The 12,540-nt window shown below is 46.5% G+C and carries 14 protein-coding genes; 6 read left to right on the top strand and 8 right to left on the bottom strand.

The features are described 5' to 3' along the window. Positions 1 to 68: 68 nt before the first annotated feature. From MKY35_RS25170 to MKY35_RS25155, 4 genes are all read right to left on the bottom strand, one after another. Positions 69 to 365 (bottom strand): hypothetical protein, encoded by a 297-nt coding sequence (locus MKY35_RS25170; RefSeq protein ID WP_342445126.1) that lies wholly within the window; start codon positions 363 to 365, stop codon positions 69 to 71. Between the two features lie 237 nt (positions 366 to 602). After that, positions 603 to 950: a general stress protein gene (locus MKY35_RS25165; RefSeq protein WP_029518726.1), complete on the bottom strand. Its 348-nt coding sequence runs from the start codon at positions 948 to 950 to the stop codon at positions 603 to 605. Positions 951 to 1,073: 123 nt separating this feature from the next. Further along, positions 1,074 to 1,835: an iron export ABC transporter permease subunit FetB gene (gene fetB, locus MKY35_RS25160; RefSeq protein WP_029518725.1), complete on the bottom strand. Its 762-nt coding sequence runs from the start codon at positions 1,833 to 1,835 to the stop codon at positions 1,074 to 1,076. Further along, positions 1,832 to 2,572: a phosphate ABC transporter ATP-binding protein gene (locus MKY35_RS25155; protein WP_342445125.1), complete on the bottom strand. Its 741-nt coding sequence runs from the start codon at positions 2,570 to 2,572 to the stop codon at positions 1,832 to 1,834. The genes fetB and MKY35_RS25155 overlap by 4 nt, the downstream gene beginning before the upstream one ends. Positions 2,573 to 2,815: 243 nt before the next feature. Between MKY35_RS25155 and MKY35_RS25150 the strand changes: the two genes are divergently transcribed. The 4 genes from MKY35_RS25150 (at position 2,816) to MKY35_RS25135 (ending at position 7,159) form a co-directional block, all read left to right on the top strand. Next, positions 2,816 to 3,415, top strand: coding sequence for a WHG domain-containing protein (locus MKY35_RS25150; protein ID WP_342446707.1), 600 nt, complete (start codon positions 2,816 to 2,818; stop codon positions 3,413 to 3,415). Between the two features lie 100 nt (positions 3,416 to 3,515). After that, positions 3,516 to 4,157, top strand: coding sequence for an SDR family oxidoreductase (locus MKY35_RS25145; RefSeq protein ID WP_342445124.1), 642 nt, complete (start codon positions 3,516 to 3,518; stop codon positions 4,155 to 4,157). Positions 4,158 to 4,531: 374 nt separating this feature from the next. After that, positions 4,532 to 5,242, top strand: coding sequence for an MBL fold metallo-hydrolase (locus tag MKY35_RS25140; protein WP_342445123.1), 711 nt, complete (start codon positions 4,532 to 4,534; stop codon positions 5,240 to 5,242). A gap of 99 nt (positions 5,243 to 5,341) precedes the next feature. Next, the gene (locus MKY35_RS25135) at positions 5,342 to 7,159 is read left to right on the top strand and encodes a glycosyltransferase 87 family protein (protein WP_342445122.1); all 1,818 of its coding nucleotides are present in this window, start codon (positions 5,342 to 5,344) and stop codon (positions 7,157 to 7,159) included. A 131-nt stretch (positions 7,160 to 7,290) separates the two neighbouring features. Here MKY35_RS25135 and MKY35_RS25130 read toward each other — a convergent pair whose 3' ends face one another. From MKY35_RS25130 to MKY35_RS25115, 4 genes are all read right to left on the bottom strand, one after another. Next, entirely contained in the window at positions 7,291 to 7,995 is a 705-nt protein-coding gene (locus MKY35_RS25130; protein ID WP_051717982.1) for a Crp/Fnr family transcriptional regulator, read from the bottom strand. A gap of 61 nt (positions 7,996 to 8,056) precedes the next feature. Next, positions 8,057 to 8,227: a rubredoxin gene (rd, locus tag MKY35_RS25125; protein ID WP_007432984.1), complete on the bottom strand. Its 171-nt coding sequence runs from the start codon at positions 8,225 to 8,227 to the stop codon at positions 8,057 to 8,059. A gap of 2 nt (positions 8,228 to 8,229) precedes the next feature. Then, on the bottom strand, positions 8,230 to 9,423 hold the full coding sequence (locus MKY35_RS25120) for an FAD-dependent oxidoreductase (protein ID WP_342445121.1): 1,194 nt from the start codon (positions 9,421 to 9,423) through the stop codon (positions 8,230 to 8,232). Between the two features lie 36 nt (positions 9,424 to 9,459). Beyond that, a complete protein-coding gene (locus MKY35_RS25115; protein ID WP_342445120.1) occupies positions 9,460 to 10,695 on the bottom strand; it encodes an FprA family A-type flavoprotein in 1,236 nt (411 codons plus the stop codon). Between the two features lie 345 nt (positions 10,696 to 11,040). Between MKY35_RS25115 and MKY35_RS25110 the strand changes: the two genes are divergently transcribed. Then, complete coding sequence (locus MKY35_RS25110; protein ID WP_025721355.1) at positions 11,041 to 11,382, top strand: cupin domain-containing protein; 342 nt, start codon at positions 11,041 to 11,043, stop codon at positions 11,380 to 11,382. A 114-nt stretch (positions 11,383 to 11,496) separates the two neighbouring features. Beyond that, positions 11,497 to 12,270 carry a class I SAM-dependent methyltransferase gene (locus MKY35_RS25105; protein ID WP_342445119.1) on the top strand — a complete coding sequence of 258 codons (774 nt, stop codon included), beginning with the start codon at positions 11,497 to 11,499 and terminating at the stop codon, positions 12,268 to 12,270. The last annotated feature ends 270 nt before the right edge of the window (positions 12,271 to 12,540 follow it).

Genomic DNA, 12,540 nt, shown 5'->3' with positions numbered 1-12,540 from the left:
CCATCTTAACAGCCGGAATGCAGGAATATTTGACTTGAGTTGCATGTGTTTTTTTCTCTTGTTCTGCTTTACTCCTCTACATAGCGGATATATGGGTGTTGAAAGTACCTTTGATCAGACACGAAATAATATTGTTTGCCTATAACCAGAGGAGGGATCGCGGATTTTGAGGAAATATATAATTCTTTATATACACCTCCGTTAGAAGCATCTCTCTGTATGACCAAGTAATCATCTGTAGTTTTAACTAGCTTAGCGATTTCTGTCGAGTGATGACCTGAATAATAATAAATCCAGCTGAAAATTAGTGAAAAAAATATAATTTTTAAAATAGTTGCAGCCGTTTTATTTTTTGTAATCAACATGGGCACCTCCCCATAATCCATTCTTTTAGTTGTAATAAAATATGTATGATTGGTTATTTAGCCTGTTTATGTATATTGTAAGGTGTATGATCCGATGTTGAAAGTAACTTTTACACAAAAAGCCTATCTGCCGTTCTTCCGGCAGATAGGCTTTTATAACATAAACGTCAACTTACTTTGTGTTTATACGCAGTCTGTGCCTCTTCATAGGATTGCACCGACGGCATAGCTTTATTGTCAATTATTTTTACGCTGGCGGGCGCGAGCCTCGCCGCCTTTGCGGCCTGCTTCTTCCCTGCTCATTTTCCCGTCGCTATCACTTTGGTCTGAATTGCCACGGGCTTCGCCGCCCTTGCGTCCGATTTCCTGATAGAATTCCTTGTCATGGTTTTTGGAAGTGGCTTCGCCGCCTTTTTCACCAATTTCCTGGTAGAAGTCCTTGCCATGATTTTTGGAAGTGGCCTCGCCACCTTTTTCGCCAATCTCTTGGTAAAATTCTTTGTCGTGATTTTTAGCAGTAGCTTCTCCACCTAGACGTCCTGCTTCTTCGCGACTCATTTTGCCATTTTGGTTGTTGTTAGCCATGTTCAATCACTCCTCATCGAATTTTAGTAAAGCGGGTACGTGTATCTATTAACCTTTGTGTCAGGAATTAAACATGTCCCTTTTATTTTTCCAAATAGCAGATAACTGGGGATATTCACCTGATTAGCGTTCCCATGCTTCGGTGTGCAGTTGTTGCTGGCGGTTAAATAATGCCGGATAAATGAACAGGCTGAGCAGCACGCTGGTCAAAATAGCAGAGGTCATGGTGGTAAATACGATGAGCAATTGCAAACGCACAGCGGCAATCGGATTGGCACCTGCGATGATTTGTCCGGTCATCATGCCGGGAAGCTGGACAAGCCCCAGTGTTTTCTGCCCCTCAATGGTTGGAATCATACTGGAACGTATGCAATCCTTGAGTATAGGGAAGATGGCTTGTCTAGGCGTGCCGCCTAGTGCCAGAATGAGCATGATTTCAGGCTTGCGCAGCAGGACTTCCGACTTGAGCCGGGACACCAGCAGACTGGACAAAATCATGGAGCTGCCAATGATCATACCGCTAATCGGAATCATATATCGGGCTGTCGCTGGAATGATATGCAGGCCAATAAGGAATGTCTGTGTAACGATTTCCACACACAGCAAAGTCAGGAATGACTTCCACATGAGACCGGGGATAAATCGTCCTTTGCGCGCAACATTTTGTGAGGCTACGGTAATCATGAGCAGAATGAATAATACGATAAATCCGTAGCTTTGCATCCCAAAAATCAAATGCAATACGTATCCAATCGCTAGCAATTGAACGGACGCTCTGATCGTGGCGATGATCATGTCTCGGTCCAGACCGAGTTTGAAGGATTTGGACATGACGATGGCGATAAATACAAAACCGAGAGAGAGAATCAAGGCAACAATCGTCATACCCATTCTCCTGCTACAAACTTGCGGGTCTCACTATGCTGCGGAGCATTAAAAAACGTCTCCGTATCCGCTTGTTCTATCAGTCTTCCGTCGATCATTAGCCATGTTTCGTGGCCTACTCTGCGGGCTTGTTCCATATGATGCGTAATCCAGATCATCGTTGTTCCCTCTTCTTTGTTCATTTGTAGCAGCAGTTCCTCAACCTCTTTGACCGAGGCAGGGTCCAGTGCAGAAGTAATCTCATCCAGCAGTAAAATATCCGGGCGGTTCGCAAGCGTCCGCGCCAAGGCCAAGCGTTGTCTTTGTCCGCCAGACAGTTCCTGCGCCTTCTGTTCCAACAGGTCGCGGGTGAGCCCTACGCGTTCCAACAGGCTGGCAGGATCATCCAGAACTGTACCGTGCAGCCGTTCTACGGTTTGGAGATTGTACAGGACAGTTCCCTGAAGCATGGGGGCATCCTGAAAAACCAATGCGACTTTCCGTCTCAGTTCAGGGATCTCCCACTCCGATATAGGTTTGCCGAGGACACGGATTTCCCCTTCATCCGGTGTCATTAGGAGGTTACACAGTGAAAGCAACGTGCTTTTACCAGACCCCGATGGACCGACCAACGTGGTGATTTTGCCGGGGGAAACTTTTGCCGTAATCCCGTTCAGAACAGCACGTTGCCGTCCGGACCCGGTGAAATATTTGATGATGTGGTTGAATTCAATAGCTGGAAGTGGCTTGGGTTCCATAGTTATAGCTAGCTCCTTTGTAGGGGATCGAGGAAGGGATCAGATCCGTTCTATGATCTTATTTTTTTATTATATCAGTAATGACTGCTATGCTCTTCTGTAAAGATTCGATGCAGGTTGGCTGCGGTAAACGGCATTTTCTTTGTATAAACTAACAGGATTAGTTAAAATAGAATCTGGATCGATTCTGTATATGTATAAGGAACCGAATTACATAGAAATTCGATGAAAGGAGGCAGGATGATGTCGCCTAGAAACGGAGTAAAGCTGCAAGATATTCTGCGGGCTGCCGAGGACATTGCCAATGAACAAGGGATGGGGGATGTCACGCTCACCACGCTGGCGCAAAAGTTGCACATTCGCCCTCCGTCTTTGTATAACCACGTGGACGGATTGAACGGACTGCGCCAAGTACTGGCATTGCACAGTCTCGAACAGTTGGAGGAAGCTTTGATGAGCGCAGCAGTTGGTAGAGCGGGCGCAGATGCGCTAACCGCTATGGGGAAGGCGTATATGCGGTATGCTCGCGAGCGACCCGGTTTGTATGAAGCGATGCTGTATGCAACTGATCGAAATGATACCGAAATGAGGCAGGCTGCGGATCGCGTGGCCGAGCTGGTCATTACCGTCCTGTCCAGTGGTTACGGCTTCAAGGAAGAAGATTGCATTCATGCAGCGAGGGGATTCCGTAGCCTGCTTCATGGATTTGCCTCGCTTGAACAAAAGGGCGGGTTTGGTTTGCCTGTCGAGGTGGACCGGAGCATTGAGGTGATGATGGCTACCTTTTTGGCAGGTCTGCGTGTGCAGCAAAAGCGAGATGGTGAGCTGACCAAAGAAGTCTGATTTCAACCTGATGCAGCTAACATGGTTGCGTCGCAGACCCGAAGGGTAAAATACATCTGTATAATGTAGATGAGAGACTCTGAATACAGGGGGGATATGAGTGAACGTACTGGTGATTGGTGCAAATGGAAAAGTAGGCAGACATCTTGTTCGTCTACTGGGGCAAAATAAATCGCATCGTGTAAAGGCGTTGATCCGCAATTCAGATCAGGCCGAAGCGCTTGAACGTTTGGGAGCAGAAACGGTGGTATCTGACCTCGAAGGGGCGGTTGGTGAAATTGCCGCAGCTATAAAAGGTAGCGATGCTATCGTATTCACGGCAGGCTCCGGTGGAAAAACAGGAGCGGATAAAACGCTGCTCATCGACCTGGATGGAGCGGTCAAGGCGATGGAAGCCGCCGAACAAGCAGGTATCCAACGCTTCGTTATGGTCAGCGCCCTACATGCGGAGAAACGGGAGCAGTGGCCCGAATCCATTAAACCGTATTATGTGGCGAAGCATTACGCTGACCGCCTGTTAGAAGCGAGCAACCTGGACTACACGATTCTTCGTCCGGGTGGCCTGACGGATGATGTGGGCACCGGCAAAGTTGCTACTGGTGAGGATCGCACCAGCCACACCATTTCTCGTGAAGATGTGGCGGCAGCGGTCATAGCAGTGCTGGAGGAACAGCAGACGTATCATCGTTCAATTAATTTGGTGTCTGGCAGTACACCTATTGCTGAGGCAATCCGGCTGTAATTACGGTGAAGTTGTTGGATCCATTTCTTTTGGGAATGTTTCTTCAAAGCTATGCTTTTTCTCGTATAAGTTGTACCAAGTTTCTGCGATGATATCTGGATCTCCTGACATCACGATATCACCATTCCCAAGACTGGGCAAAGGGAGCGTGCAGGAAGATTCGTATCTGAAGTTAATTCTTGTTTTGAGAGGCATCCACGGAGGTAGAGCTCCGGGGATGCTTTTTTGCTGTTTTTCTCAGTGTGATCGTCCCCGTAGTAGTTCCAAGCTCCAACTCCGGCTGAATAGCAGCAAAAACAGTTGCTTAAAACTAATTATATTAATTATAATACTAATATAATTAGTTTATAATAAAGACAAGGAGATGAGCTGAAGTGCGTATTGTTCAGGTACAGCATCTGTATCAATTGACGTTTATGCCCCGGCTGTTCCCGGTGAACTGTTATTTGGTGGAGGAGAAAGAGGGGCTCACCTTAGTAGATGCCGGATTGCCATACAGTACCCGTGGTATAGAGCAGGCTGCGGCGCGGATCGGGCAGCCGATTATTCGAATTGTACTTACCCATGCCCATGGGGATCATGTGGGTGCGTTGGATAAGCTGAAGGCAAGGCATCCTGACGCGCAAGTATTCATTTCAAGGCGGGACGCACCGCTACTACAGGGTGATGTATCGTTGGAGGCAGGAGAACCGGATACTCCTATTCGGGGCGATGTGCCGAAGCATATCCTTACCCAGCCTGACGTTTTACTGGAGGACGGGGATCATGTCGGTTCGCTGTTGGCGATCAGCGCACCAGGACATACGCCGGGCTCGATGGCATTTTTGGATACTCGTACCCGCGCGTTGATTGCAGGCGACGCTTTCCAGACCCGAGGTGGTATAGCGGTATCGGGAAGGCTTAAGCCGCTGTTTCCTTTTCCGGCACTGGCTACCTGGAATAAAGAACTGTCGCTGAAAAGCGCCAAAAAGCTGGCGAGTTTCAATCCATCGTTACTAGCTGTTGGTCACGGTAACATGCTGAAGCATCCACAATCTCAGCTGGAAAGGGCGATTATGGAGATGGAACGACAATCTTCAGTGTGATGATTCCGTATTCAGCCAACATTCAGCCAGAACTCACAAAGTCCTAAGCTAAGGCAGATACAATATGGGAAAATAGAAACAGAGAGAGGTGCATCGGATTTGAACGTTTGGAAAGCGAACGGTCTGAAATATATACTTCTATTTAGTCTCATATTGTGTGCTGTCGCTAGTGTCGTTTCGTTATGGAGTTATTCAGGTAGCTCCGCGTCCCAGTCTGCGGCCGTTAGGCAGGGCACATCCGGCGGGTTCGGGGGAGGAGGCGGACCTGGCGGAGGTATGAGGGGGCCGGATTCAGCGAACAGATCTGACAGCAAGAACCAGGGAACGACAGGCCAAGCTACCGACTCCGACTCATCCACTGAGGGGACATCGACATCGGGTGACCAAGGTACAACGGCTGGAACGGATACGTCTGCATCGAACAGCAGTGGTGTCGCCAGAGACGGACAGCACAGAGGCCTCGGAGGCATGTCTGGTAACGGATCTGGAACGGGCATGGGCGGTCCTGGCGGTGGTATGGGCGGTGGAAGAAGTGGGAGTTCCTCATCTGCTTATGCTACTCCGCTGGCGATTTTCGCCGCTTTGTTCTTCGGTGCGTTCGTGTTTATTGCGTACTGTTTTCGGGCTCGTGAATGGAAGCTCGGGGAACGTAATCGAGGACTGATGCTGTGGACTGTGCTGGGTGTGGGTTTCTTTTTAAGAATGGCGATCGCCCCATGGATTTCGGGTCACATGGATTTAATGCTATTCCGGAACTGGGCTACGACAGCAGCGGATAGCTTATCGGGCTTTTACACGAACGGATCAAGTGATTATCCGCCGTTCTATATTTATATTTTATATGTGATCGGTCAAATCGGCTCTACGGATGCTTTCAGTCCCTATATGTCCGTGCTGCTGAGGCTTCCAAATATATTAGCCGATATCGTGACAGCGTACATGCTGTACCGGTTGGCGAGCAAACGGGTCGGCTATGGAATAAGCCTTGGATTGGTTATATTCTACGTGTTTAACCCAGCTGTATTTATCAATTCGACCTTCTGGGGGCAGGTAGATTCTTTCTTTACTATGCTGCTTGTGGGCATGATTGTGCTGCTTGTGGAAAACCGGGTCGGCTGGTCGACCGTATTGTTTACGGTAGCGGTATTGATGAAGCCGCAGGGAATTATTTATGGGCCAGTTCTGTTCTTCGAGCTGCTGAGACAACGTAAAATACAGCCTTGGCTGTTGTCCATTGGCGGTGCCGTTGTGACGACCATTCTGGTTATATTGCCATTTTCGTGGGGGCAGGAACCGTTATGGCTACTTGACCTATACAAGGGAACGGTCGGCGAGTATCCGTATGCTTCGGTGAACGCGTATAACTTTTTTGCACTGATCGGGGGCAATTATACGCAGGACACTACAACGCTGTTCTTGTTTAGTTACCATACGTGGGGTATGATCTGCATTGTGTTGGTGACTCTATTTACGTGGTGGATGTATATCCGTAGTCGCAAACCACAATTCGCAGCGGCAGCTGCACTGGTACTCATTGCAGGTGTATTTACCTTCGCTTCCAGCATGCATGAAAGGTATTTGTTCCCTGCGGCGGCGTTAGCTGTACTGGCGTATCTGTATTTGCGAGACCGCAGATTTTTATGGCTTGCAGGTGGATTCAGTCTTACGATTTTCCTGAATACCTTTGATATTTTCTATAGCTCCAACTCTCGGGATCAATACGGTATTATTTTGTGTGTGACATCATTGTTGAATGTGTTGTTGTTTGGGTATTTGGTCAAAGTAGTGTGGGATTGCTCCCAATCGACCACGATTGAGACTGCTCCTTCCACAGACGGAGTTTCGCCAGAACTTCCTTCAGCGCGGCCTGCATGGGGAGCGTCTTCCCAAGGCGTGAACACGACAATTGACCGTTAGTGGAGTATAAAATATGGTAAAAACCGCCTTTTAACGAAATGGAAGTGGTTGATAGATCAACTGCAATCCATAAGTTAAAGAAGCGGTTTTTTTGGTGTCCTCATGTTAGAGTAACATTGTATCTATGTGTCTCAATCCATATATTCGTTCAGTTTTTGTACATCGCAGATGGTAATCTCTCGTGTACCCTTGCTATAAATAATCCCCATCTGTTCAAATTTTCCAAATTTACGGCTGATGGTTTCGCGGGTGACACCCACATAATTAGCCATTTCTTCGCGTGAAAGGGGGAGATTTATTTTAATATTGGAGCCATCCGGCTTGCCGTATTTATGTCCAAGCTCAAGAATCATATAGGCGATACGGATTTCCGGGTCTTTGGTAGCTAGGCTTTGAGCCAGATTCTCGGTATGTGCCAAGCGTTTAGTAATGGTTTTGAGCAGCTTCAAAGAGATATCGGGATTGTTGCGGATCAACTGCTCCATATCATCCTTGGTGAGCATACAAATATCAGTATCTTTTAAGGCATACGCACTAAAGTTACTCAGCTCATCGCTGTTAAATATGTTCAACTCGCCAAAAAAATCGCCAGTTGTCAGAATGTGCAGGATTTGCTCCTTGCCCTGAGGCGTCATTTTCAGCAGCTTGACATGCCCGCTTTTAATAATGTACAGCGTATCGGATGCTTGTTCCTCGATAATTAGGGCCTCGCCTTTCTGATATTTTCGGTGTCGGATCATGGAGCTGACCTTACACAAATCTTCGCAGGACAAAGAGGAAAAGATAGGCACTTTGCGGGCACAGGGCTCCTTTTCGCACTGGCAGGGGCAGGACATCTCATTCACATTCATTCACTCCATTCATAAACCGGAAACCACAGGTTATAGCGCATGGTTGTTATTCTGTATCATCTATTGGGGCAAAATGACTTTGATCCTCACCGCAGACTGGACAAACCCAGTCCTCCGGGAGATCCTCAAACGCTGTACCGGGCATCACGTCTTCATCGGGGTCGCCGATAGCAGGATCATAAATGTATCCACAGGGTTGACATACATATTTTTTCATCTTTAGTTCTCCTTGTCATTCAAAATTTTTGTAAGCTCTGGTGCGTCCGGTTTGAGTCCCTGCATGATAGCTGTTTTGTAGGGTAGTGAAGCAAGAGCATCCCCAAAGCCAATCACGCCGCAGATAGAGCCGTCTTGTATGAACATACGTGTATAAGAAGCTTGATTTTTAGTAATCAGGCTGGTGTCGCAGACTTGTTCATCTACTAGACCGATGGAAAAGAGAGGGGATTCGTAGCAGTTCGACAGGGTTACAGGGAGGGGACGCTGATAGCTGACGGATGCGCCCGCCATATTGGCGCCTGCTATTTTTCCTTGCTCCATTGCGCTTTCCCATAACCCATCTACTCTACCCTGAAATTCGGCTGCATCACCTGCTGCATAGATATTGGCGGAGCTGGTCTCCATCTGCGCGTTCACCAGAATGCCTTGTCCAATATCAAGGTCGATTTGGCGAGCAAGCTCCGTATTAGGTACAATTCCGATGGAGTACACGACATGCTCGCAGGGGATAACAGAGCCGTCCTGTAGTTCCACACCTTCTACGTGATCTGTGCCTTTAATACGTTTTACGCCTTGCCCAATGTGTACCTGAGTACCCCGTTCGGTTATCCGATCGGTCAAAATAGCGGAGGCTTTTTCATCTAGCTGGCGGGGCATAAGCCGATGCGAAGCTTCCAGTATGATTACAGAATACCCTGCTTGCTGGAAGGACCAGGCGGTTTCCACGCCTTGAATACCGCCGCCGATGATGCATATCCGGTCTCCCTGTCGCAATTCCGCTTTAAGGCTATCTGCATCTTGTCGAAAACGGATATTGTGAACGTTCCTTAGAGAAGCCCCCTCTAGCACAAGCTTACGGTTGTGAGCTCCTGTACACAGTAGCAGCTTGTCATAAGCAACGGTTTGTCCATTTATGGTTTGGATAGTACGATCCTCAGGATGTATCTCGGTTATCTTGATGCCGGAATACACATGAATTCGTTGATTGGCAAACCATTTTTCCTTTTTGATCAGGATTTTGTCGCTGTGCAAATCAGTGAACAGTCCCTTGGAAAGTTTGACTCTGTTGTACGGAAAGGATGCTTCCTCTCCATAAATAGATATTTCAGCCAGCTCATCATGATCTCTAATCGCTTTTGCTGCGTTGACGGCGGCGACACTGCCTCCGATAATAACGTAATGTGGGTTACCCATTCAGTATCTCTCCTATTCGCTATATGCTACTGTGTTTTAAATAACACTAAGCAGTAGATCTGAGACAAATTCAGCGGCATTTTTAATTTTTTTCACTTTTTCAACATCTGTAGGAGAGAAACGAATACGTACCGGGAATTCAACATGGGTCATACCTGTTGATTTGATTACATCTGAAGTACTTTGGACCTTCATATTGGTACCGTTCAAGTAATCCTGCACGACTTCAATAGCTTCCCCGCTCCAACCGTAGGAACCAAAGGCAGCAGCCAGCTTGCCTTCCAGATTCATCTTTTGCATTTGTTGCAATAGGTCTTCCAATTTGCCCGTCATATCAGCATATTTGGTAGAGCTACCGACGAAAACAGCATCCGCTGAGGCAATACTATTCAATATTTCCGTTTCATCGGCTTTATCCACGTCCCATAGCTCCACCTTGATTTGGTTCTCCAAAAAGCAGTCTTTCAGAATGTTTGCCATTTTTTTGGTATTATTTTTCAGAGTGGCATAGACAATCGCTACTTTTTTATCTTCCTTGGTTTCGGTACTCATAGAGGCGTACAAATCGATAAACTTGGCAATATCATGCCGGATTGCGAAGCCGTGGGAAGGTGCAATCATCTCAATATCCAGATCGGCAACAGCCTCGATTAATGTGCGCACATATCTGCGATGTGGATGAATAATAGCCTGATAGTATCCGACAAAGTCCTCGGTGATATCAAAACCAGCCTCGTCGGCAAATAGATGCTCTACAGCCACGTGTGTACTGAAAATATCGCAAGGGAACAAGATTTTATCTTCCATGCAGTACGTAATCATGGTTTCTTCCGTATGCAGGTAAGGTGTTTCTTTGAACAGTAGCGTTTTGCCTCCAATGTCCAGTTGATCTCCATCCTTGATGACGAGGAAGTTGCGATGCTGAAGCTTGTACATTTGTTGAATTTCCGGAACGGCAATCTCAGTGCAGACGATCGTAGCGTTTGTTGCCTTGGAGGCGAGTGCCGCCAATCCACCCGAGTGATCTGGTTCCGTGTGATTGACGATAATATATTGAATATCCAATGGATCGATCAATTCGGCAACAGCCTCTGCAAATTCTCTACCGAACGCCATATCTACGGTATCTACAATGGTCGGTTTTCCGGTTTTCAATAGATATGCATTATAGGTTGTGCCCTTAGATAGTAGAAGACGATGAAAGGGAACCTCACGATTATCAATTTTTCCTACCCAATAAATATCCTTTGCCAGTTGGAATCCTGGTTTCATAGGAACAACCTCCTGCTTGTTTTTGTTTGTCTAACACAATTCGATTCTAGTTGGATGTGTCGATGAAAAAGATGATTGAAATCAAATTTTTAAATATTTCAAAAGTATTTTTGACTTTAGGATTTTGCAAAATTCGATTCCAGTCGCCCCAAAGTGCAATATATAGACGAACTAGACCATTTCGATCTATATATTGTTCATTGAAAGTCGCTTATTGGATTTTTGCAAAATCCTCCTTAAATTTAGTTTTGTGATTGCAATCACAAGGCGAGCGAAATAATCCAATACAATAAAGGTATAAATCCATCTTAAGCAATTTAATTCCAAACAGGAGCGTGAACCAATATGAAAAAATCAAACCTCATTCAATTTCAGGAATATAAGGAAGCAGCCTTTACAAAACGAATTGTGCATAAGGAAGCCGACAATGTAATTTTTATTCTCAACTTTACTCCTAATGCCGAGCTGCCAACACATAATCACCCGGGAGCGAATGTATATTTGCTTGTTCTTGAAGGCAGCGGTACTGTAACTGTGAACGGCGAAGCAACGGAAGTTGTCCAAGGGGATATCATTCATGTTACGGGAGATGAGCACTTTTCCTATCGTGGCGGGGCAGAGGCGAATTCCAGTCTGCATGTAGTGTTGACCCAAACGCCAAGTGAAAGCTATGCGCAGAACATATAAAAGAGGACATAGCAGCAACATGCTCATATAAAAAAAAGAAAATGGTTATTTTTTTTACACTCATATTGATAATGAATATCATTATCGTATTTTAAAAAGAGGTGTTAATGGCCAATGCAGACAGTAGATTACAATCAGGTGCCAGGGCACTGGGTATTAGCAAGTCTCGGTAAGCGCGTGCTTAGGCCCGGAGGGTTAAAAACGACACGTTGGATGATAGAGGGACTTGACGTAACCGGGCAGGATGAGGTTATTGAGTTTGCCCCCGGATTGGGTATAACTGCTCAAATCACACTGCGGCTTAATCCCCGCCGTTATATTGCGATTGAACAGAATGAGAAGGCGGCCTCTATCGTAAAAACGTATGCAAGCGGAGCAAACCGGGAAGTCATTATTGCCGATGCTGAACAGGTTCCGTTGCCGGATGCCTCTGCGACGGTGGTATATGGGGAAGCCATGCTGACGATGCACACAAGGGCCAAGAAAGCGCAGATTATTTCGGAAGCCAGGCGGCTTTTGAAAGTAGGCGGGAAGTTTGCTATCCATGAGATGTGCCTTGCTCCTAGCCATATTGAGCCTGCGCTCAGAAAGCAAATTTACAAGGACTTGGCTGTAGCCATGCGAGTTAACGCGACACCGTTGACGGTGTCAGAGTGGGAACAGTTGCTGAAAGAGGAAGGCTTTAAGGTCGTTAAAATCTATACGGTTCCCATGCACTTATTGCATCTGCCACGTATCATTCAGGACGAGGGCTGGTTGAGACTTGGAAAAATTACCCTTAACCTTATGCGTAACCATGCTGCCCGGACAAGGGTTATGGGTATGCGCAAGCAGTTTGTAAAGTACGCCGACCATCTGCAAGCGGTCAGTATCATCGCTGAGCGATAGTCTGAATTCACGAATAAAAGAATAATAAAGCCTTTTACGCAATAGCAAAAAAGGAGACGAATCCCCATTCAGGGATTCGTCTTCTTTTTGTATATTTGCTGCTTGGCTTGGCTGCTGGTGTGCGCATGCTTTGCACCCCTCTATTTGTCATATCATAGGTGTGGTGAAAATTTCCAATCCCTGATGTTTTTACATTATCATAGTGACTAAGATCGTTGGAATAGTTAACTAAAATAATAAAATAGGCGTACATCAAAAGGAGGAAGCGTA

It is taken from the genome of Paenibacillus sp. FSL L8-0638 (genome assembly GCF_038593075.1).
GTDB classification, from domain to species: domain Bacteria; phylum Bacillota; class Bacilli; order Paenibacillales; family Paenibacillaceae; genus Paenibacillus; species Paenibacillus polymyxa_D.
Note: the sequence above shows the minus strand (reverse complement) of the source record. Positions and strands in the feature narration are given on the sequence as shown.